We start from the raw sequence: 22140 nt of genomic DNA, 5'->3' as shown, positions 1-22140 counted from the left end.
CCAAGTGTGGGAGCTGGCTTGCCTGCGATAGCCACGCCACGGTTTTACAGGTGCAACGCGTGCCCCAATGCCCGCAGCGCGGCTTCCTGCACCGCTTCACCCAGGGTCGGGTGGGCATGGATGGTGCCGGCCACATCCTCCAGGCGCGCACCCATTTCCAGGCTCAGGCCGAACGCGGTCGACAGCTCGGACACTCCGGCCCCCACGGCTTGCCAGCCAACAATCAAGTGATTGTCACGTCGCGCCACCACCCGCACGAAGCCGGCTTTGGACTCCAGCGTCATGGCCCGGCCATTGGCGGCGAAGGGGAAGCTCGACACAATGCAATCCAGGCCGGCAGCCTTGGCCTCGTCCGGGGTCTTGCCGACCACCACCAGTTCCGGGTCGGTAAAGCACACCGCCGGAATTGCCGCCGGGTTGAATTCGCGGGCCTTGCCGCTGATCAGTTCGGCAACCATTTCTCCCTGGGCCATGGCCCGGTGCGCCAGCATCGGCTCGCCGCTGAGGTCGCCGATGGCGTACACGTTGCGCATGCTGGTCTGGCAGCGGCTGTCGATCTTGATCGCCACGCCGTTCATGTCCAGGTTCAGCGCTTCGAGGTTCCAACCCTGGGTGTTGGGTTTGCGCCCCACGGCGACCAGCACCTGGTCGGTGTCCAGCGCCAAGATGTCGCCGTTGGGGGCGCGCACCTGCAGTTTGCCGTCGGCAAAGCCGGTGACGCTGTGTTCCAGGTACAGCTTCACGCCAAGTTTCTTCAAGGATTCAGCCACCGGCAGGGTCAGCTCGGCGTCGTAGGCCGGCAGGATGTGCGCCTGGGCCTCGACCACACTGACGTCGGCACCCAGCTTGCGGTAGGCAATCCCCAGTTCCAGGCCGATATAACCACCGCCCACCACGATCAAACGTTTGGGTACATGGGTCGGTGCCAGGGCTTCGGTGGACGAGATAATCGGCCCGCCAATCGGCAGCATCGGCAGGTTGACGCTTGTCGAGCCGGTGGCCAACAGCAGGTGTTCGCACTGGATGCGTTGCTCGCCCACCTCGACGGTCTTGCCGTCGATGACTTTGGCCCAGCCATGGATCACCTGCACCTTATGTTTTTTCAGCAGTGCGGCGACGCCGGTGGTCAGGCGGTCAACGATGCCGTCTTTCCATTCCACGCTCTTGCGGATGTCCAAAGTCGGTACATCCACCTCAATGCCCAGTTGCGAGCCCTGGCTATGGTGCACGGTTTGCTGGAACTGCTCGGCCACATGGATCAGCGCCTTGGAGGGAATGCAGCCAATGTTCAGGCAGGTGCCGCCCAGTGCCTGGCCTTCCACCAGGATGGTGGGGATGCCCAGTTGGCCTGCGCGAATCGCCGCCACATAACCGCCGGGGCCGCCGCCGATAATCAGCAGCGTGGTGTGCAATGTCTGAGTCATGCCCTTACTCCAGGAACAGGCTGGCGGGTTGTTCGAGCAGGCCGCGAATGGCCTGGATGAATTGCGCCGCGTCCATGCCATCGACCACGCGGTGATCGAAGGAGCTGGAGAGGTTCATCATCTTGCGCACCACAATCTGGCCCTTGATCACCATCGGCCGCTCAACGATACGGTTGACGCCGACGATGGCCACTTCCGGCAGGTTCAGCACCGGCGTGCTGACAATGCCGCCCAAGGCGCCAAGGCTGGTCAGGGTGATGGTGGAACCGGACAGCTCATCGCGGCTGGCCTTGCCTGTGCGTGCGGCATTGGCCAAACGCGCGATTTCTTCGGCAGTGCCCCACAGGCTGCGGGCTTCGGCGTGACGTACCACCGGCACCATCAGGCCCACGTCGCTTTGGGTGGCGACGCCCACATGCACGGCACCAAGGCGCGTGATGACCTGGGCTTCGTCGTCGTAACGCGCATTGATCTGCGGGAAGTCGCGCAAGGCTACCACCATGGCCCGCACGATAAACGGCAGCAGGGTCAGCTTGCCGCGTGTCGCACCGTGCTTCTCGTTGAGATGCACGCGCAACTCGTCGAGGGCGGTGACGTCGATTTCTTCCACGTAGCTGAAATGCGCGGCGCGCCGGGTGGCGTCCTGCATGCGCTGGGCGATCTTGCGGCGCATGCCGATCACCGGGATTTGGTGTTCGTCGTTGCGCTCGGCGTAAGGGTTGGCGGCAGTGGCGCCCGTTGCCGTGCCCTGGCGCAAGTAAGCCTCTAGGTCTTCATGCAGAATTCGGCCGGCAGGCCCTGTGCCCTGGACCAGGCGCAGTTGAATCCCGGCATCCAGCGCGTGTTTGCGCACGGCAGGCGAGGCCAATGGGCGTTCGCTGGCTTCACGGGCCACGGGCGCTTGCGGCGCTTTCACTGCTGCAGCGGGCTTGCTTTCTACCGGCGCCTGTACCGGTTTGGCTTCGGCCACAGGCGGCGCGGCCTTCGCCGGCTCGGCAACCACGGGTACATCCTTGGTATTGCCTGCGCCTTCTACTTCAATGCTGATCAAAATACTGCCCACTGCCATGACCTCACCCGGCTCGCCGCCGAGGGAAATCACTTTGCCGTGGACCGGCGAGGGAATATCCACCATCGCCTTGTCGGTCATCACATCCGCCAGCACCTGGTCTTCAACCACCAGGTCGCCGACCTTTACATGCCATACCGACAATTCAACTTCCGCGATGCCCTCGCCAATGTCCGGCATCTTGATAACGTGCGTGCCCATTCAGACCTCCATGACCCGTTTCAACGCCGCGCCCACTCGGGACGGCCCTGGGAAATACGCCCATTCCTGCGCGTGCGGGTAGGGGGTGTCCCAACCGGTGACGCGTTCGATCGGCGCTTCCAGGTGGTGGAAGCAATGCTCTTGCACCAGCGAGACCAACTCGGCACCAAAGCCGCAGGTGCGCGTGGCCTCATGCACCACCACGCAACGGCCGGTCTTTTTCACCGACTTGACGATGGTCTCCAGGTCCAGCGGCCACAGGCTGCGCAGGTCGATGACCTCGGCGTCGATGCCGGTTTCTTCAGCGGCGACTTGCGACACATACACGGTGGTGCCGTACGTCAGCACGGTCACGGCCGAACCCGGACGCACGATGGCGGCCACGTCCAGCGGCACGGTGTAGTAACCGTCCGGCACCTGGGCTTGGGGGTGTTTCGACCACGGCGTTACCGGGCGGTCGTGGTGGCCATCGAAAGGGCCGTTATACAGGCGCTTGGGTTCGAGGAAGATCACCGGGTCATCGTTTTCGATGGAGGCGATCAGCAGGCCCTTGGCGTCATAGGGGTTGGACGGCATCACCGTGCGCAGGCCGCAGACCTGGGTGAACACCGCTTCGATACTCTGGCTGTGGGTCTGGCCGCCATAGATGCCGCCGCCGCAGGGCATGCGCATGGTCAAGGGCGCAGTGAACTGGCCGGCCGAGCGATAACGCAGGCGCGCCGCCTCGGAGATGATCTGGTCGGTGGCGGGGTAGACGTAGTCGGCGAACTGGATTTCCGCTACCGGGCGCAGGCCGTAAGCGCCCATGCCCACGGCCACGCCGACGATGCCGCTTTCCGAAATGGGGGCGTCAAACACCCGCGAGCTGCCATACTTGGTCTGCAAGCCTTCGGTGCAACGGAACACGCCGCCGAAGTACCCGACGTCCTGGCCGAACACCACCACGTTGTCGTCACGCTCAAGCATCACATCCATGGCCGAGCGCAGGGCCTGGATCATGGTCATGGTGGTGGTGGTCATGGCGGTTTCCAGTTCGATGCTGTTGTTGTGGTCGTTCATGTCACACCCCCAACTCTTGACGCTGGCGCTTCAGGTGCTCCGGCATCTCTTTATAGACGTCCTCGAACATGGTCGCGGCGCTTGGAATCTGGCCACCGGCGAGGGTGCCGTACTGTTCGGCTTCCTTCTGCGCCTTGACCACTTCGGCTTCAAGTTCGGCACTGACCGCCGCGTGTTCCTCTTCGGACCACTGGCCAATCTTGATCAGGTGCTGCTTGAGGCGGGCAATCGGATCGCCCAGCGGGAAGTGGCTCCAGTCGTCGGCGGGACGGTACTTGGATGGGTCATCGGAGGTGGAGTGTGGGCCGGCGCGGTAGGTGACCCACTCGATCAGGGTGGGCCCCAGGTTGCGGCGCGCACGCTCGGCGGCCCAGGCCGAGGCGGCGTACACGGCGATAAAGTCGTTGCCGTCCACGCGCAGGGAAGCGATGCCGCAACCGACGCCGCGTCCGGCGAAGGTGGTGGCTTCACCGCCGGCGATGGCCTGGAAGGTGGAAATCGCCCACTGGTTGTTGACCACGTTGAGAATCACTGGCGCGCGGTACACGTGGGCGAAGGTGAGGGCGGTGTGGAAGTCCGATTCAGCAGTGGCGCCGTCGCCGATCCAGGCCGAGGCGATCTTGGTATCGCCCTTGATCGCCGAGGCCATGCCCCAGCCCACGCCCTGCACGAATTGGGTGGCAAGGTTGCCGGAAATAGTGAAGAAGCCCGCCTCCTTGACCGAATACATGATCGGCAACTGGCGGCCCTTGAGTGGGTCGCGCTCGTTGGACAGCAGTTGGCAGATCAGGTCCACCAGCGGCACCTCGCGGGCCATCAGGATGCTTTGCTGGCGATAGGTGGGGAAGCACATGTCGTCGATATTCAAGGCCAGGGCCTGGGCGCTGCCGATGGCTTCTTCGCCAAGGCTTTGCATGTAGAACGACATTTTTTTCTGACGCTGGGCGACCACCATGCGGTTGTCGAAAATGCGCGTCTTGAGCATGGCGCGCATGCCGCGGCGCATGATCTCGGTGGAGACACCCTCGGCCCACGGGCCAAGGGCCTGGCCCTGATCGTCGAGCACGCGGATCAGGCCCTTGGCCAGGTCGGCGGTGTCGGCCGGTTCTACGTCGATGGCGGGTTTGCGTACCAGGCCGGCGTCGGTCAAACGCAGGTAGGTAAAGTCGGTCTTGCAGCCTGGGCGGCCCGAGGGTTCGGGAACATGCAGGCGCAGCGGTGCATACGGCTGGGTCATGGCTTTCTACGCTCTATCTTGTGAATTTCTTGTAGTGGGCGCGCTAGCTGACAGTCAGTCTTCGGGTAGAAGAAATCTTGTCCTACAACAATCATAGGCGTGGCGTAGAAGAATATTTATCTGTGTTTCATTGCGCTCACGGTCATTTGCGGATAAAAAAACTGCATAAACATAATAAACAGGTGATTTTGTCTCATGCGCAAACTGGACCGTACCGATATCGGCATTCTCAACGCCCTGCAGGAGAATGCCCGGATCACCAATGCCGACCTGGCCCGCTCGGTCAACCTGTCGCCCACGCCGTGTTTCAACCGGGTCAAGGCGATGGAAGAACTGGGGCTGATTCGTGAGCAGGTCACGCTGCTGGATGCTGATTTGCTGGGGCTGCACGTCAATGTGTTCATCCATGTGAGCCTGGAAAAACAGAACGAGCTGGCGCTGCAGCAATTCGAAGGGGCGATCTCGGATCGGCCTGAGGTGATGGAGTGCTACCTGATGGCCGGCGACCCGGACTATTTGATCCGCGTGTTGGTGCCCACGATCCAGTCCCTGGAGCGCTTTATGATGGACTTTTTGACCAAGGTGCCGGGGGTGGCGAACATTCGCTCCAGCTTTGCCTTGAAGCAAGTGCGCTACAAAACCGCATTGCCATTGCCGGCCAACGGCATCAGCCTCGGTTCCTGATTCAACACGGGACAAAATGTGGGGCTTGCCTGGGATGACGGCCTGCCAGCCGACGCCAATCTACCTGACACCCAACGATCCAACTGTGGGAGCTGGCTTGCCTGTGATGGCGGCCTGACAGCCGACGCCAATCTACCTGAGACCCCCGCAGTCCAAATGTGGGAGCTGGCTTGCCTGCGATGACGGCCTCCCAGGCGACACATATCTACCTGACACCCCCGCAATCCAACTGTGGGAGCGGGCTTGCTCGCGAAGGCGGCCTGGCAGGCGACACAGTTGGATTGTGTACATATCCATTCCTGCGGTAACGGCCACCTAGGGTTCCGCTTTTACAGCGGGTCACTTTTGGAAAAGAGCCCCAAAAGTAACCAAAAGGGCTCTTGCCCCACCACTCGGCACCTCGCCCAGGCTCGGTGTGCCCGTAATCCGCCAGTGATTTGGGGGGCCGCCGCCACGCGCCATCCATGGCGCGGGGCGGCTAAACCGGCATCCCTGCCGGTTTACCCCCCAAATCCCTGTCGAATTCCGGCCATCGTGGTTTAACGGGGCGCCTAAGATCAACAGCAGATCAAGATCAAGATCAAGAGCGGCTCGCTTCGCATCGTGGTTACCGTTTGCTGCGACAGCCTAAAAAGTTGTGTAGATACCTATGGCTATCGCAGTTCAAGCCAGCTCCCACAGGGGATCGGTGTTTCTAGAGTTGGTTGAGGGGGATTTTCAGGTACGTCACGCCGTTCTCTTCCGCCGGCGGCATATTCCCCGCCCGCACATTTACCTGTATCGCCGGCAGCAACAACGTCGGCATGCCCAATCCAGCATCGCGTTGGGTGCGCATCTCAACAAACGCCGCTTCATCCACGCCATCATGCACATGAATATTCCCCGCCCGTTGTTCCGCTACGGTCGTTTGGCACTTCGCCTCTCGACCCTCGGGCGGGTAGTCATGACACACGTACAACTTGGTGTCCGAAGGGAACGCCAACAGCTTGCGCATCGACGCGTACAACTGTCGCGCATCGCCGCCGGGGAAGTCGCAACGGGCGGTGCCGACGTCGGGCATGAACAGGGTGTCGCCCACCAGGATCAAGCGGCCATCGATCAAATAGGCCATGTCGGCGGGGGTGTGTCCGGGCACATGCAACGCCTGGGCCTTCAAGTTGCCGATATGAAAGATGTCATCCGGCGCAAACAGGTGATCGAACTGCGAGCCGTCCACGCGAAATTCCGGCTCGAGGTTGAACAGGTTTTTGAACACGCCCTGCACCTTGCTGATCGACTCGCCTATCGCGATCTTGCCGCCCAAGGTGCGACGCAGGTAGGGCGCGGCGGACAGGTGGTCAGCGTGGGCGTGGGTTTCCAGCAGCCATTGCACGTGCAGGCCATGCTCGCGCACAAAGGCAATCACCTTGTCGGCTTGCGTCGTGTCGGTGCGCCCGGACGCCGGGTCGTAATTGAGCACCGAGTCGACGATGGCGCAAGGGCCGCCATCGGCTTCATAGACGATATAGGTGTAGGTCGACGATGCGTCATCCAGAAAGGCTTGAATCAACGCTGGCATGGCGGCTGTCTCTGCTGAAGAAAAAATTGGTTACAATCAGTTTACGTTTACACATAATGTTTTGAGCTTAAGTGACTTAAAGGACCCGAGGCAAATGGAATCTACGTTGAGTGAGGGCGAGGTCGCCCAGCTGCGTGCATCGGCGTCCAAGGCCTGTGCCTTGCTCAAGGCCCTGGCCAATGAAGACCGCTTGTTGATCCTGTGCCAGTTGACCCAGGGCGAGCGCAACGTCGGCGAGCTGGAAGCCCTGACCGGGGTACGCCAGCCCACCCTGTCACAACAGTTGGGCATCTTGCGCGATGAAGGGTTGGTCGCCACCCGTCGGGAAGGCAAATACATTTTCTACGGGCTGGCCAGCCATGAAGTGATTCAAGTGATGAAGACCCTGTCCGGGCTGTATTGCGGCGCGGTCATAAAAAGCTGGGCGTGACGCCATCCGGCAGCGACCCTTGTGTGCATTGACTCAAAAAGGCAGTAGACAATGACCGAACAACACTGGGGACCCACCATCAGTGGCGATATCGTAGTCATCGGCGGCGGCTCGGCAGGCATCGGCCTGCTGGCCAGCCTGCTCAAGCGCGACCCGCAGCTGAACATCACCCTCATCGAACCTAACGACTACCACTGCTACCAGCCCGCCTGGACCCTGGTCGGCGGCGGCGCCTACGACCTGCAAAAGACCCGCCGGCCCCTGGCCGATGTGCTACCCAATGGCGTCAGCTGGGTGCAGGCCGCCGTCAGCGAAGTGCTGCCCGATGAAAACACCCTGGTGCTCGACAGCGGCCAGCGCGTCACCTGGAAGAACCTCATCGTCTGCCCCGGCCTGCGCCTGGCCTGGGAAAAAATCGAAGGCCTGCAAGACACCCTGGGCCAACACGGCGTCACCTCCAACTACAGCTACGAGCACGCCGCCTACACTTGGCAGCTGGTGCAGCAGCTCAAGGGCGGCAAAGCGTTGTTCACCCAGCCGGCGATGCCGATCAAATGTGCCGGCGCGCCGCAAAAAGCCCTGTACCTGTCCTGCGACCACTGGCTCAAGCAGGGCGACCTCAAACACATCGACGTCGAATTCAACCTGGCCGGTGCCGCGTTGTTCGGTGTGCCAACCTTTGTGCCGCCATTGATGAAGTACGTGGAGAAATACAACGCGCGCCTGGCGTTCAATTCCAACCTGGTGAAAGTCGATGGCCCGGCGCGCAAAGCCTGGTTTGAAGTCAAAGACGCCGAAGGCAACGCGACGGTCGAAGAGAAAACCTTCGATATGCTCCACGTCGTACCGCCGCAGTTGTCCCCGGACTTTATCCGCCAGAGCCCGCTGGCCGATGCCGCCGGCTGGTGCGAAGTGAACCCCCACAGCCTGCAACACCTGCGCTACCCACATATCTTCGGCCTTGGGGATGTGTGCGGCACCACCAACGCTAAGACTGCTGCGGCGGTGCGCAAGCAAATCGTGGTAGTGGCGGAAAACCTGCTGGCCGTGCGCAAACAGGCGCCATTGCCGCTCAAATACGACGGCTACGGTTCCTGCCCACTGACGGTGGAAAAGGGCAAGGTGGTGCTGGCCGAGTTTGGCTACGGCGGCAAGTTGCTGCCGACCTTTCCCCTCGATCCCACGCAGGCACGCCGTTCGATGTGGTTCCTCAAGGCCACGCTGCTGCCGTGGTTCTACTGGAACGGCATGCTCAAGGGCCGTGAGTGGCTGACCCGTCTGAGCAAGGTGGACTGAATGCTGCTGGCCAGTGTGTTGGGTGTATTGATGGGCCTGGTCATGGGTCTGACCGGCGCAGGCGGCGGCATCCTCGGGGTGCCGGCGCTGGTGCTGGGGCTGGGCTTGACCATGACCCAGGCCGCGCCCGTGTCATTGCTCGCGGTGGGCGCAGCGGCAGCGGTGGGGGCCATTGATGGCTTGCGCCATGGCCTGGTGCGGTATCGCGCGGCGTTGCTGATCGCCTTGCTTGGCGCGTTGTTTTCGCCGTTGGGTGTGTTCGTCGCCCATCAACTGTCGGAGCCGGTGCTGATGGGACTGTTCAGCGCGCTGATGGTGCTGGTGGCCTGGCGCATGCTGCAACGGGAAAAGCGCGAGGCCGGGCCGAGTGACCATGGTTCGGCGTCGTGGGGCCAGAAGAACTGCATGCTCAACCAGCAGACCGGGCGCCTGGCCTGGACCGCCAAGTGCAGCGCCACCCTGGCCGCATTGGGTGCGGTGACCGGCGCCGTGTCGGGGTTGTTGGGCGTGGGCGGCGGCTTCCTGATCGTACCGGCGTTCAAGCAGCTCACCGATGTGCAGATGCGTGGCATCGTCGCCACGTCGTTGATGGTGGTCAGCCTGCTGTCGCTGATCGGCGTGGCCGGTGCGTTTCATGCGGGCGTGAGTATCGAGCCGGTGGGCTGGGCGTTTATTGGTGCGAGTGTCGTCGGCATGTTGGCGGGAAGGCGGTTGTGTTCGGTGATTCCCGCGCGGGCCTTGCAAGTGGGGTTTGCCAGTTTGTGCGTCGTAGTGGCTGTTGGCATGTTATTCAAGGCCGCCCTATAAGGTTAAAAGCTTCTACTTGTGACTGTGTCCACCTGAGGATCAAATGCGTCCACGAGATGGCAAGATGAACGCCTCTCAGGTTACTGTTCCTCTGTGTAACGGATTCACCGGCCTTGCACCCCGGCTTACCAAGGTCACCGAATGGATAAATACACCCCCCACACCTGGCAACCCCACGAGCGGCCGAGCCTGCCTGGCTCGCCGTCGACGCCGCTGCACCCTACGCATAAGCGCTGGCTCTTCGCGCTGGTCGGCGTGCTGGTGGCAATCACCGGCGGCTTGGGTAACGCCCTGGTCATCGCCAACCTGCAATACCTGCAAGGCGCCCTGGGCGCGACCACCGCGGAAATGGCCTGGCTGCCCGCCGCCTATGTGATGACCAACGTGTGCATGAACCTGCTGCTGGTGAAGTTTCGCCAGCAGTTCGGCCTGCGTGCGTTTACCGAGGTGTTCCTGGTGCTCTACGCGCTGGTGACCTTCGGCCACTTGTTCGTCAATGACCTCAGTTCGGCAATTGCGGTACGGGCCGCCCATGGCATGGTGGGTGCGGCGCTCAGTTCGTTGGGCTTGTACTACATGATCCAGGCATTCCCGGCCAAGTGGCGGCTGAAAGCGCTGGTACTGGGGCTGGGCACCGCGCAGTTGGCGTTACCGCTGGCGCGGCTGTTTTCCGAAGACTTGCTGCAAATCGCTGAATGGCGCGGGCTGTATTTGTTTGAACTGGGCCTGGCGCTGATCTGCCTGGGCTGCGTGTTCCTGCTCAAGCTGCCGCCGGGTGATCGCTTCAAGACCTTTGAAAAACTCGATTTTCTAACCTTTGCCATCCTCGCCAGCGGCGTAGCCTTGCTCTGCGCTGTGCTGTCCCTGGGGCGTATTGACTGGTGGCTGGAAGCGCCGTGGATCGGCGTGGCCTCCGCCTGTTCCCTGGTGCTGATCATGGCGGGGCTCGCCATCGAGCATAACCGCAGCAACCCGATGCTGATGACGCGCTGGCTGGGCAGCGGCGTGATGATCCGCCTGGCGTTGGCGGTGGTGCTGATTCGCATGGTGCTGTCCGAGCAATCCACCGGTGCGGTGGGGTTCATGCAGATGTTGAACATGAGCTACCAGCAGATGCACACCCTGTACGTGGTGATGCTGGCCGGGGCGATTGCCGGGCTGGTGGTCAGCGCGTTGACGATCAACCCGGCGCATTTGCTGATGCCGCTGATCATCTCCCTGGCGCTGATGGCTACCGGTTCGGTGATGGACAGTTTTTCCAGCAACCTGACCCGTCCGCAGAACCTCTATATCAGCCAGTTCCTGCTAGGCTTCGGCGGTACATTCTTCCTGGGGCCGACCATGGTGCTGGGCACCAAAAACGTACTGACCAACCCGCGCAACCTGGTGAGCTTCTCGGTGATGTTCGGGATCTGCCAGAACCTTGGCGGCCTGATCGGCGCGGCGTTGCTGGGCACCTTCCAGATTGTGCGCGAGAAGTACCATTCGAGCATGATCGTCGAGCACCTGACCCTGATCGATCCGCTTGTGGCGGCGCGGGTGCAGAGTGGTGGGGCGGCCTATGGCAAGATCGTCGCTGACCCGGAACTGCGCAACCTCATGGGCATCCGCAGCCTGGCCACGGCGGCCACCCGTGAGGCGAACGTCATGGCTTACAACGATGTCTTCATGCTGATCGCGATTATCGCGATCCTGACCATGCTGTGGATCTTCACCCGCAGCCTGTGGCTGATGAGCACTACCAAGGCAACTCCTCCTGTTCAACCCAGCGGCGCGACTTCATGACTGAACCTTCAACCACCACCACGACTGCCATTGCCGCCACGCCGGAAGGCAGCACGCCACCGGGCGCGGTGCCCACCCAACTGCGGTCCTTGCGCGTGCGGATCATCTCGTCCCTGGGCTTTGCCGCCATCGCCATCATCGGTGTGCTGATCGTGTTGTACGCCTGGCAACTGCCGCCGTTCAGCAGCGCGGTGGAAACCACCGAAAACGCCCTGGTGCGTGGGCAGGTGACGATTATCGGCCCGCAACTCAGTGGCTATGTGTTCGAAGTGCCGGTGCAGGACTTCCAGTACGTCAAGACCGGCGACCTGCTGGTGCGCCTGGATGACCGTATCTACAAGCAACGCCTCGACCAGGCCCTGGCACAACTGGCGGTGCAGAAGGCCTCGTTGGCCAACGTGGTGCAGCAACGCAACAGCGCCGAAGCGACCATCAAGCTGCGCCAGGCCGCGTTGGTCGACAGTCAGGCTCAGGCACGCAAGAGCACTGCGGATTTGCGCCGCAATGAAGAACTGATCAGCGATGGTTCGGTGTCCAAACGCGAACTGGACGTGACCCGTGCCGCCAACGCGCAGACCATCGCTGCCGTGGCCCAGGCCCAGGCCAGCCTGGAAATTGCGCGCCAGGATTTGCAGACGGTGATCGTCAACCGCGGCTCCCTGGAGGCAGCTGTCGCGAGCGCCGAGGCGGCAGTGGAACTGGCGCGCATCGACCTGTCCAATACCCGCATCACGGCGCCACGGGATGGTCAGCTGGGGCAGATTGGCGTGCGCCTGGGCGCTTATGTCAATTCCGGCGCGCAACTGATGGCGCTGGTGCCCAAGCAGTTGTGGGTGATTGCCAATATGAAAGAAACCCAGATGGACAATGTGCAGGTCGGCCAGCCGGTGACGTTCACCGTGGATGCGCTGAACCACCGCAAATTCCATGGCACGGTGCAGCATATTTCCCCGGCCACCGGTTCCGAGTTCAGCCTGTTGCAGGCGGACAACGCCACCGGCAACTTCGTCAAGATCGCCCAGCGGGTGCCCGTGCGCATCACCGTGGATCCGGATCAAGCCGAGAGTGAGCGCTTGCGGCCGGGGTTGTCGGTGGTGGTGAGTATCGACACGGCAGGGCGTCTCAAAAATTCACCGCCCTGACACTGGCACGCTTGGCGTGTATTTCAGGTTGAAATTGAGGTGGGTTGACTGGCCTTGCTCCAACAGCTTCAGGCCAGGCTTGCCCGCCAGGTGATGGGCATTCACCGGATGGCTCACCGGCTCGATGCAGAAAAACTCCAACCCCGGCGGGCAGTACAACAGGAAATAATCGGCGCCGCTGGCCTGGCATTCGAGACGGTAGCCAAGCTCCGGTTGTTCGATCAGGCAGTGCCCATCCCAGCCGCAAAAGCCGTTGTCCACCAGCCCCTCTGGCAATCCTTTGAGTTGCCGGAAATCCCAGGCTTCGGGAACCGGTGCCAACTCGGTGGGCAGCTTGGCTGCATCACTCATCCACACTTGCCCAGCCTTGGCCTGCAGCCGCGTACCCGGCCGGCGAGGTAAGTACGGATGCAAGCCCAGCCCATGCCACGCGGGTTGCTCGGCCAAGTGAGTTACACACAATTGAATATTCAACTCACCGTTGTTCAAGCGCAACCGCTGGCGGGCGTGATAGGCGAAGGGTGTGGCGCATTCCAATTCCAGCACCACTTCATGCGTGGTATGGCTCACCACCTGCCATGCCTGCTGCCAGGCCGAGCCGTGAATCGGTAAAGGATCAGTGAGGCTATTAGCTGCCAGTGCCAGCCAACCACCGGGGTTGTCGAACCCGCCTTGGGCGATTCGGTTGGACCAGGGTGCCAAGGGATAGCAACCCAGCTTGCCCGGCAGCCCGGTATTGATCGCCTGTGCATCGCTGTGCCGTAACAGCGGCTGCCCGGTGGCGCGCACCGTCCAGTTGACGAGGCTGCCGCCGATGGCGGGGGCGAGCACCAGATGGGTGAATTGATCCGAAAGCTCAATCACGATTGACCTGCCTGATGAAGTCAAAACAAACACTGAGGATGCAAGTGTGGGAGCTGGCTTGCCTGCGATAGCGACCTGTCAGTCAATGCATCCGTGACTGATACACCGCTATCGCAGGCAAGCCAGCTCCCACAGCTGCTCACTTTTGTTTCTGAAAGAAGGTTTACAGCACCAAATGGGGTAACCACAGCGACAACGCCGGAACGTAGGTCACCGCAATCAGCACCAAGAACAACACCGCATAAAACGGCAGCAGTGCCTTCACGGTTTTCTCGATGCTGGTCTTGCCCACCGCCGCACCAACGAACAGCACCGCGCCCACCGGCGGGGTAATCAGGCCGATACCCAGGTTCACCAGCATGATCATGCCGAAGTGTACCGGGTCGACGCCGATGCCCAGGATCACCGGCATCAGGATCGGCGTGAGGATCAGAATCAGCGGCGCCATGTCCATCACCGTGCCCAGCAACAACAGCATGACGTTGATGCACATCAGGATCACGTAGCGGTTGTCCGACAGGGTCAGGAACAGCGTGGTGATCTTCGCCGGGATCTGCATCAGGGTCATGATGTAGCCGAAGCTGGCGGCGAAGGCGATCAGGATCATCACGATGGAAATGGTGCGCACCGTGCGGTGCATCAGCTTGGGCAGCTCGCGCCATTTGTAGTCGCGGTAGATGAACATGGTCACGAAGAATGCCCACAACACCGCAATCGCAGCCGACTCGGTGGCGGTGAAGATGCCCGAGAGGATGCCGCCGAGGATGATCACCATGGCCATCAGGCCCCAGAGCGCATCGGCGGCGATCTTCAGCGCCTGCTTCAAGGGGATGACTTCGTCTTTGGGGTAGTCGCGCTTTTTCGCGAAGATCAGGCAGAGCACCATCAGGCACGCGCTCATCAACAAGCCCGGCACCACACCGGCCATGAACAGCGAGGCGATGGAGACGGTGCCGCCTGCCGCCAGGGAGTACAGCACCGAGTTATGGCTGGGCGGCGTCAGCAGCGCCTGCACCGAACCGCTGACGGTCACGGCGGTGGCGAATTCGCGCGGATAACCCCGCCGTTCCATTTCCGGGATCAGCACCGAGCCGACCGAGGCGGTATCGGCCACGGATGAGCCGGAAATCGCGCCAAAAAACGTCGAAGCCATGATGTTGACCAGGGACAACCCGCCACGCACAAAGCCCACCAGCACCCCGGCAAAGGCCACCAGGCGCCGCGACATACCGCCCTCGGCCATGATCGCCCCGGCCAGCACGAAGAACGGAATCGCCATCAGCGAAAACTTGTTCACCCCACCGGCAATCTGAATCATCAGGGCCTGGAACGGGATGTCGATCCACCACGCGCCAATCAGCGCCGACAGCCCCAACGCGTAGGCCACCGGCATGCCGATCAGAATCAATACAACAAAGCTGCCCAACAGAATCAATGCGTCCATATCAGGCGGCCCCTTCGTTTTCTTCAACCAGGTCGAAACGCACCACCTTGCGGTTGCTCTGATCACCGAGCAGCAGCTTTTCGACCACGAACACCAGGGTCAGCACGCCGCCAATCGGGATCGGCATATAGGTGATGCCTACGCGCAGGGTAGGGATGGCGCTCATGAATTGGTTCCAGGTGGACAGGCACAGCTTGGTGCCCCAAATCGTCATGAACACGCAGATGGTGCCCATCAGCAGTTGCGAGAGGATGCCGACGAGGCGGCGTTGGACGGGCGGCAAGCGGTCAGTGATCATCGCCACCGACATGTGCGCGCCGGCACGGTAACTGGCAGCGGCGCCGATAAAGGTGAACACCAGCATCAGGAGGATGGCGGTGGGCTCCGGCCAGCTGGAACCGGTACCGAGGGCGTAGCGGGTGAAGATACCCCAGGGAATGATCAAGGCCACCCCCAGGACCGAAAGGCCGGCGACCCAGATACAGGTCATGTAAAGGCAGTCATTGAAGCGCAGCAGTAAAGTCTTCATGGCGTTCACCGTGACCGGGCGCGTCGATGCCGACCGCGCCGGGCCTTATGCAGGGGCAGGGGAGGTTATTGAACCGCGTCGATGCGCTTGATCATGTCCGCATACGGCGCACCGTACTTGGCACGCACCTGGGCGGTGGCCTCATAGAAGGGCTTTTTATCGACGGTGATGAACTCCACGCCGGCCTTCTTGAGTTTCTCTTCACTGCTGGCGGACTTGGCGTCCCAGAGCACGCGCTCGTCGGCCTGGGCGGCCTTGGCAGCGGCCTTGACCATGTCCTGCTGGGCGGGGTCGAGCTTGTTCCAGGTGATTTTCGACATCACGATGGGTTCAGGCAGGATCAGGTGTTCGGTGAGGGTGTAGTACTTGGCGTTCTGAAAGTGGTTGTGTTCCAGCAAGGTCGGCGGGTTGTTTTCCGCGCCGTCGATGACCCCGGTCTGCAGGGCGCTGAAGATCTCGCCGGTGTCCATGGCAATGCCGTTGGCGCCCATGGCGTTGAAGGCTTCGATGAAAATCGGGTTGCCTTGCACGCGGATCTTCATGCCCTTGAGGTCTTCGATCTTGCGCACCGGTTTCTTGGTATAGAGATTGCGCGTGCCGCCATCCATCCAGGCCAGGGCCACCAGGCCGAACTCGGAGTTGGTGATCTTGGCGAGGATCTCGTCGCCAATCTCGCCATCGATGACCTTGCGCATATGCGCCTGGTCGCGGAATACGAACGGCAGGTTGAACACGTTCACGTCCGGCACCACCGGGCCGACGATGCCGAGGCTGACGCGGGTCATTTGCACGGCGCCGACCTGGGCCTGTTCGACCACTTCCTTCTCGGAGCCCAGCACACCGCCGGGGAAGTACTTGAAGGTCAGCTCGCCGTTACTCGCCTTGGTCAGGGCCTTGCCCATGTTCTCTTCGGCGACCACGGTGGGGTAGCCAGCGGGGTGGATGTCGGCGAACTTGATTTCCAGCGCGTGGGCGGCGCTGCTGAGGGTGAAGATTGCAGCGGCGAGCAAGGTGCGTTTGAAGTCCATGGAAGTCACTCCTGTCTTGTTATTGTTGTATTCAAGGCACAGCGATTAAACGATGAAGCGGGGTTCGGGCAGCCCTTGGACGCCGGGGTTGAGGGCGAACACGCCACCAGACAGCGACTGCTCACTCGGGTCGTCACGGATGGAAGTGACGTACAAGGTGTCCAGGCGGCTGCCACCGAAGGCGCACATGGTGGGTTTTTTCACGGGCACGCTCAGGGAGCGGTCCAGGCGGCCGTCCGGGGTGAAACGGTGAACCAACCCGGCGTCGTTGGCGCAGATCCAGTAGCCGCCCTCGGCGTCCACGGCTGCACCGTCGGGCCGCCCGGGGAAGTCGTTCATATCAACGAACAGGCGGCGATTGGACGGTGTGCCGGTCTCGATGTCGTAGTCGAACGCCCAGACCTTTTGCACCTTCGGGTGCGAATCGGAAGCGTACATCGTGCGGCCATCGGGGCTGAAGGCCAGGCCGTTGAGGGTGATGAACCCGTCCAGTTGCGCGTGGGGCGTAGCCCCGGACCCATAGCGATAAAGGACACCATCGGCGGCGTTCAAGCCCATGTCCAGCACCATGCTGCCGGCCCAGAAACGGCCCTGGCGATCGCAGCGGCCATCGTTCAAACGCATGTCCTTGCGCGAATGCTCGAGGCTGGCCAGCGGCACGGTGTCGAGGCTGCCGTCGTTGTGGGGCGTGAGTTGGAAGAAGCCGGTTTGCATGCCGGCGACCCAATTGCCTGCTTGAGTGCGCGCAATACAGGCGAGCATCTCTGGGGCTTTCCACGCTGCCAGATGGCCGGTGGCGGCGTTCCAGCGTTGCAAGCCACCGTTGGGGATATCCACCCAATACAGCGCGTTTTCTTCAGGCACCCACACCGGGCATTCGCCCACGGCATTGCGGGCATCGACAATCAATTCAGCAGTCATGGTCATTCCCTTGGGTTGCTGGGCACTCAGTCACCGAACGGCCCCGCCGCGCAGAACGCACCGCCCTGGTAGACCTTGGCCGGGTCATCGGCGGCCACGGGCGGTTGGGCTTCGACCTGGGCGCGGAACACTTCGGAGCTGTCCTTGGGGGCAAAGCCCAGGTGCGCGGCGTAGCGGTTGTCCCACCAGGTGTCGAGGTTGGCCGACATGCCGTACACCACGGTATGGCCGACGTTGGGCGTGTACAGCGCCCGTTCGAGCAGTTGGGTCAGGTCGTCGAAGCTGAGCCAGGTGTGCATCATCCTTCGGTTCTGCGGTTGCGGGAACGAGGAGCCGATACGGATGCTCACGGTCTCGATGCCATAACGGTCGAAGTAGAAACTGGCCATGTCTTCGCCGTAGGACTTGGACAGGCCGTAGTAACTGTCCGGGCGGCGCGGGGAATGGGCGTCAAGTTGCTCGCCCTGTTTGTAGAAACCGATCACGTGATTGGAACTGGCGAAGATCACCCGCTTGACCCCGTGGCGGCGGGCGGCTTCGTAGATATGGAACACGCCACTGATATTCGCGCCCAGTACTTCTTCGAACGAGCGCTCCACCGAAACGCCGCCAAAGTGCAGGATGGCGTCGACGCCCTCTACCAACTGATGCACGGCGTGTTTGTCGGCCAGGTCGCAGGTGTGTACCTCTTCGCGAGCATCGGTGGCGGGGGCCATTTCAGCGATATCCGAAAGGCGCAGCACCTGGGCATAAGGACGCATGCGTTCACGCAGGACTTTGCCCAGGCCGCCGGCGGCACCAGTGAGCAACAGACGATTGAAGGGAGCGGGGGTGGTGGTGGTCATGGGCCTTCCAGATTTTTGTTGTAGGTTGTCGTATGACTATGGGGAAATAGTGTTAGGGATTCCTGGTGTTGTCAACGTCCTTCCAGGCACATGAGATCAAAGGTGGGAGCTGGCTTGCCTGCGATAGCGGTGAGTCTGAAAAGGATGTGGTAACTGACCCACCGCTATCGCAGGCAAGCCAGCTCCCACATGGATAGGTGGCACCTTAGAGATCGGATTTGCCTTTGGAGCTACAACAACGAAATCGGATAGCTGATAAAAATCCGGTTCTCATCGAACTCGTTATTGCTGAAATCCCGACGCATGGTCGAGTTGCGCCACTTCACATTGAGGTTCTTCAGCGCACCGCTCTGCACCGTGTAGGCCAACTCCGACTCACGTCCCCACTCCTTGCCGTCGGTGATCGCTCCGGTGTGTACATTGCTGCCGCTGATATAGCGGTTCATCAGGGTGAGCCCTGGAACGCCGAGCACCACAAAGTTGAAGTCGTGGCGCACCTGCCAGGACTTTTCCTTGGCGTTGTCGTAGCTGGCGTTGTAGCTGTCGTTGGCCAGAGTGCCGCCACTGGTGCCGTTGATGCGCATCCAGGCGCTGTCGCCGCTGAGTTTTTGCAGGCCAACGTAGAAGGTGTGGCCGTTGTATTTGGCCGAGAGCAGAGCGAACAGGGTCTTGTTATCGAGGTCGCCGGCCAGGGCGCTGCCGTCTTCCTTGCCGTTGAAGAACCCGAGGTTGGCGCCCAGAGTCCAGTCGCCCAGCGGCTGGCTGTGGGTGAGGTTGAGGTACTGCTGTTGGTAGATATCAGTCAGTTCGGCGTACCACAGGCCGACCTGGGTACGTTTGTCGTTGAAGGTGTATTCGCCGCCGCCGAAGTTGAAACGGTCCGAAGTGAACGCGGCTTTGCCGTTCATGAACATGTCTTCCATGCTCGCGTCGTTGCGCGGGCTGTTGCCGCGAAACTGGCCACCGTAGAGCGTCAGGCCGGCGATTTCATTGGAGGTGATTTGGCCGCCACGAAAGGTCTGGGGCAGGGAGCGGCCATCATCGGAACGCAGGATCGGCAGCACCGGCATCCATTCGCCAACCTTCAACTCGGTCTTCGACAGCCTGGTTTTCAGCGCGACACCCAGACGCCCGAAATTGTCGGCGGGGCGGCCATCGTCATGCACCGGCAACAGTTGGGTGCCGGCGGTGCCTTTGCCGCCATCAAGCTTTTGCGAATACAGGCCCAGCACGTCAATCCCGAAACCGACCGTGCCCTGGGTAAAGCCGGACTTGGCATCAAGGATAAAATTCTGCGTCCACTCTTCGGCCTTGCCCTGGGGGTTGGTCGGGTTGGTGAAGTTGCGATTGAAGTAGGCATTACGCAGGTTGAGCGTGGCCTTGGCGTCGTCGATAAAACCTTCGGCGTTGACGCCCAGCGGCAGGGTGACGGCCAGGCTGCCGAGACCGAGAAGGCCCAGGCGCGTGCAAGAATGACGGGCGGATTGACTCACAGTGAGGCTCCCTTTGTTTTGTTGTTTTTATTATTTGTTATACGTTGTCGTACAACATTGAGCGCGATATTTGCGAGGTTTTGAGGGCGTGTCAAGCAGAAGTTATACGATGACCTGGGTGAAACGATTCAACTGATGGGGGCACGGTCAGTGTGGGAGCTGGCTTGCCTGCGATGGCGGCGAATCAGACAGTATGCAGTCACTGATCCACCGCCATCGCAGGCAAGCCAGCTCCCACGTTGATTGCATTGCACAAGACTTTTCAGCCAGCCATGACCATCGGCGGCAGGGTGCCAAGCAGGGAAACCGCAGCCACCGCTGCAATGCCCAACAGCCACTCCATCATCACGCTGGCTTTCAAACTGCCCAGGCGTTGCTCGCAGCGTTTGATACGCAACCGATTCAACAGCGCCAACCCGAGCATGCCCAGCACCAGCCCCACCTTGATCAGCAAAATCAAGGCAAACCCTTGGAACAGCGGCGTGGGCCACAGTTGCCCAGTGAGCACCCGCACATTGATCAAGCCAGTCACCAACAGGCCGGCGACCAGGCCATATCCCACACCACTGAAGCGGCGCAAAATCGGCTTTAGGCGATGGTCTTGCGCATGCCTGAGGATCAGCACTAACACCAGCAACCCCCCGAGCCAGGCCCCCACGCACAGCAGGTGCACCACCTGGTTAAGGATCAGCAACCGCCCACTCAGCCCGTCGAGCATGGCGCCGTGGCCTACGGGGGCCAGGGTCGCCAGCAGCAGGGCGAGCAGCGGCAAGCGCAAGGCCGGCCAGGGCTTGATCAGCACGATCACCAGCAGCAGGTTAAGCAGCAGATGCCAGGTCCATACCTGGCCAAAAAAGGTCTTGCCCAGCACCAACTGCACCGTGGCCGGTTGCAGCGCCGAGTCCCAACTGCCAGCCATGCTGGCGGTGATCAACAGCAGCCACGCAACCCCGGTGAGCAGCCCCAGGCTGGCCAGGCCACGGGTGATGCGCAGCAATTGCCGGTCCAGTGTCGGCTGCACGACGTGAGCGCCGAGCAGCCAGGGCCTGAACACCCAGGCCCCGAACATCAGCAACACGACGCAAAAGTGCAGGAAGCGGCACAGCACCAGCAGGGTCGCCATGGGTTATTGGCCGACCTTGAAGCTGTAAGTGCCTTCGCTTTTGTGAGTGTCGACGGACACCGCATGCCATTCGACCTTATACGTGCCGCTTGCCAGCGGAGCGGCAGGCGTGACCACCAGGGTTTTCTTGTCGGCGTCCGGGGTTTCCAGGCCCTTGATGGCAATTTCGGTGCCGTCCTTGCTCAGGGAGACCTTGGTAAAGGTGGCTTCGACGCCTTCGCTGAAGGTCAGGCGCAGGTCTGTGGGGGCGGCGACGCGGCTGTCAGCCGCAGGTTGCGCGCTCTTGAGGTGGGCGTGGGCAAACGCGGCAGAAGCGCCCAGCAGGGCAGTGAACAGGACAGCAGCGGTCAGGGACTTCTTGAGCAACATTGTTCAACACCGATCAGAGGATAGGAGCCGGCAGTGTACGAAGTTTCGGCTTGGCCTGTCGCCCCGATCTAGAGCCGGTGGTAGTCTTTAGGCCGTGTTGTTGTCAGGGAGCCCTTATGGGCAATCACAAGATCGGAATTCGTCGGGTCAACGTCGAGAAAATCCTGCTGGCGGCGGAGAAGGTCTTCGCCAACAAAGGCTATGGCAGCACCGCCATGGCCGACATCGCCGAAGAAGCGCAACTGCCGCGCTCCAACCTGCATTACTACTTCACCACCAAGAGCGAGCTGTACAGCGCGGTGCTGTTCGACCTGCTGGAATTGTGGAAGCAGGACGCCCTGAGCTTTGAAACCTTTGATGACCCCCGTGTGGTGCTCAGCAGCTACATCCGCGCCAAGATGCAGCGCTCGCGCACGCGTCCGTATGGCTCCAAGGTCTGGGCCAATGAAATCATCCACGGCGCGCCCACACTCGGCGAGGCCTTGGATGAAAGCCTGTACGACTGGGCCAAGATGAAGGAAGCGAAGATTCGCCAATGGGTGCAAGACAAACGCATCCTGCCGGTGGAGCCCTCGAGCCTGCTGTACATGATCTGGGCCTCGACCCAGCACTATGCCGACTTTGACCACCAAGTGAAGATTTTGAATGATCACCAGCCGTTGTCGGACAGGCAGTTCGAGAAGGCCATTCAGACAGTGACCGGTGTGATTTTGCGCGGGATTGGCTTGGAACCCTGAGCTGATCGTTCCCACGCTCCGCGTGGGAATGCAGCCCTGGACGCTCTTGCCAGGGTGACGCGGAGTGTCACAGGATGCGTTCCCACGTGGAGCGT

At 61.4% G+C, this 22140-nt stretch carries 21 protein-coding genes; 7 read left to right on the top strand and 14 right to left on the bottom strand.

Annotation, left to right across the window (positions count from 1 at the left end):
• Positions 1-44 precede the first annotated feature (44 nt).
• From lpdA to GH769_RS14220, 4 genes are read right to left on the bottom strand one after another with little or no spacing between them, the layout of a single operon-like run.
• Entirely contained in the window at positions 45-1424 is a 1380-nt protein-coding gene (gene lpdA / locus GH769_RS14235; RefSeq protein ID WP_014719017.1) for a dihydrolipoyl dehydrogenase, read from the bottom strand.
• Positions 1425-1428: 4 nt separating this feature from the next.
• Positions 1429-2694: a dihydrolipoamide acetyltransferase family protein gene (locus GH769_RS14230; protein ID WP_032903432.1), complete on the bottom strand. Its 1266-nt coding sequence runs from the start codon at positions 2692-2694 to the stop codon at positions 1429-1431.
• Positions 2695-3753 carry an alpha-ketoacid dehydrogenase subunit beta gene (locus tag GH769_RS14225; RefSeq protein WP_005789444.1) on the bottom strand — a complete coding sequence of 353 codons (1059 nt, stop codon included), beginning with the start codon at positions 3751-3753 and terminating at the stop codon, positions 2695-2697.
• A 1-nt stretch (position 3754) separates the two neighbouring features.
• On the bottom strand, positions 3755-4990 hold the full coding sequence (locus tag GH769_RS14220; protein ID WP_014719015.1) for a 3-methyl-2-oxobutanoate dehydrogenase (2-methylpropanoyl-transferring) subunit alpha: 1236 nt from the start codon (positions 4988-4990) through the stop codon (positions 3755-3757).
• Positions 4991-5185: 195 nt separating this feature from the next.
• Between GH769_RS14220 and bkdR the strand changes: the two genes are divergently transcribed.
• Positions 5186-5674, top strand: a complete 489-nt coding sequence (gene bkdR, locus GH769_RS14215) for a Bkd operon transcriptional regulator BkdR (protein ID WP_003174877.1) — start codon at positions 5186-5188, stop codon at positions 5672-5674.
• Positions 5675-6368: 694 nt separating this feature from the next.
• Here the strand turns inward: bkdR and GH769_RS14210 are convergent.
• Positions 6369-7232, bottom strand: a complete 864-nt coding sequence (locus GH769_RS14210) for an MBL fold metallo-hydrolase (protein ID WP_014719014.1) — start codon at positions 7230-7232, stop codon at positions 6369-6371.
• Between the two features lie 94 nt (positions 7233-7326).
• On the opposite strand from GH769_RS14210, the gene GH769_RS14205 reads away from it, so the two are divergent.
• The 5 genes from GH769_RS14205 (at position 7327) to GH769_RS14185 (ending at position 12692) form a co-directional block, all read left to right on the top strand.
• Positions 7327-7662, top strand: coding sequence for a helix-turn-helix transcriptional regulator (locus tag GH769_RS14205; RefSeq protein WP_003174875.1), 336 nt, complete (start codon positions 7327-7329; stop codon positions 7660-7662).
• A 51-nt stretch (positions 7663-7713) separates the two neighbouring features.
• Entirely contained in the window at positions 7714-8958 is a 1245-nt protein-coding gene (locus GH769_RS14200) for an FAD/NAD(P)-binding oxidoreductase (protein WP_032903433.1), read from the top strand.
• A complete protein-coding gene (locus GH769_RS14195) occupies positions 8959-9765 on the top strand; it encodes a sulfite exporter TauE/SafE family protein (protein WP_032903434.1) in 807 nt (268 codons plus the stop codon). It begins immediately after the preceding gene.
• Between the two features lie 141 nt (positions 9766-9906).
• A complete protein-coding gene (locus tag GH769_RS14190; protein WP_014719011.1) occupies positions 9907-11550 on the top strand; it encodes an MFS transporter in 1644 nt (547 codons plus the stop codon).
• Positions 11547-12692: an HlyD family secretion protein gene (locus GH769_RS14185; protein WP_014719010.1), complete on the top strand. Its 1146-nt coding sequence runs from the start codon at positions 11547-11549 to the stop codon at positions 12690-12692. The genes GH769_RS14190 and GH769_RS14185 overlap by 4 nt, the downstream gene beginning before the upstream one ends.
• On the opposite strand, the gene GH769_RS14180 is transcribed toward GH769_RS14185, so the two are convergent.
• The 9 genes from GH769_RS14180 to copC form a co-directional block, all read right to left on the bottom strand.
• A complete protein-coding gene (locus tag GH769_RS14180) occupies positions 12681-13556 on the bottom strand; it encodes an aldose 1-epimerase (RefSeq protein WP_014719009.1) in 876 nt (291 codons plus the stop codon). The genes GH769_RS14185 and GH769_RS14180 overlap by 12 nt on opposite strands.
• A gap of 163 nt (positions 13557-13719) precedes the next feature.
• Positions 13720-15000, bottom strand: coding sequence for a TRAP transporter large permease (locus GH769_RS14175; RefSeq protein ID WP_153649786.1), 1281 nt, complete (start codon positions 14998-15000; stop codon positions 13720-13722).
• 1 nt (position 15001) lies between these two features.
• Entirely contained in the window at positions 15002-15529 is a 528-nt protein-coding gene (locus GH769_RS14170; protein ID WP_032903437.1) for a TRAP transporter small permease, read from the bottom strand.
• Positions 15530-15594: 65 nt separating this feature from the next.
• The gene (locus tag GH769_RS14165; protein ID WP_014719006.1) at positions 15595-16557 is read right to left on the bottom strand and encodes a TRAP transporter substrate-binding protein; all 963 of its coding nucleotides are present in this window, start codon (positions 16555-16557) and stop codon (positions 15595-15597) included.
• 45 nt (positions 16558-16602) lie between these two features.
• A complete protein-coding gene (locus GH769_RS14160; RefSeq protein ID WP_032903438.1) occupies positions 16603-17478 on the bottom strand; it encodes an SMP-30/gluconolactonase/LRE family protein in 876 nt (291 codons plus the stop codon).
• A 26-nt stretch (positions 17479-17504) separates the two neighbouring features.
• On the bottom strand, positions 17505-18323 hold the full coding sequence (locus GH769_RS14155) for an NAD(P)-dependent oxidoreductase (protein ID WP_032903439.1): 819 nt from the start codon (positions 18321-18323) through the stop codon (positions 17505-17507).
• Positions 18324-18553: 230 nt separating this feature from the next.
• Positions 18554-19816 (bottom strand): OprD family porin, encoded by a 1263-nt coding sequence (locus GH769_RS14150; protein WP_019818080.1) that lies wholly within the window; start codon positions 19814-19816, stop codon positions 18554-18556.
• Between the two features lie 262 nt (positions 19817-20078).
• Positions 20079-20939 (bottom strand): copper homeostasis membrane protein CopD, encoded by an 861-nt coding sequence (gene copD / locus GH769_RS14145; RefSeq protein WP_032903440.1) that lies wholly within the window; start codon positions 20937-20939, stop codon positions 20079-20081.
• A 3-nt stretch (positions 20940-20942) separates the two neighbouring features.
• Positions 20943-21308, bottom strand: a complete 366-nt coding sequence (copC, locus tag GH769_RS14140; RefSeq protein ID WP_014719001.1) for a copper homeostasis periplasmic binding protein CopC — start codon at positions 21306-21308, stop codon at positions 20943-20945.
• 116 nt (positions 21309-21424) lie between these two features.
• Between copC and GH769_RS14135 the strand changes: the two genes are divergently transcribed.
• A complete protein-coding gene (locus GH769_RS14135) occupies positions 21425-22045 on the top strand; it encodes a TetR/AcrR family transcriptional regulator (protein ID WP_014719000.1) in 621 nt (206 codons plus the stop codon).
• Positions 22046-22140 lie beyond the last annotated feature (95 nt).

The organism is Pseudomonas sp. CFSAN084952, from assembly GCF_009648855.1.
Lineage (GTDB): Bacteria > Pseudomonadota > Gammaproteobacteria > Pseudomonadales > Pseudomonadaceae > Aquipseudomonas > Aquipseudomonas paracarnis.
Note: the sequence above shows the minus strand (reverse complement) of the source record. Positions and strands in the feature narration are given on the sequence as shown.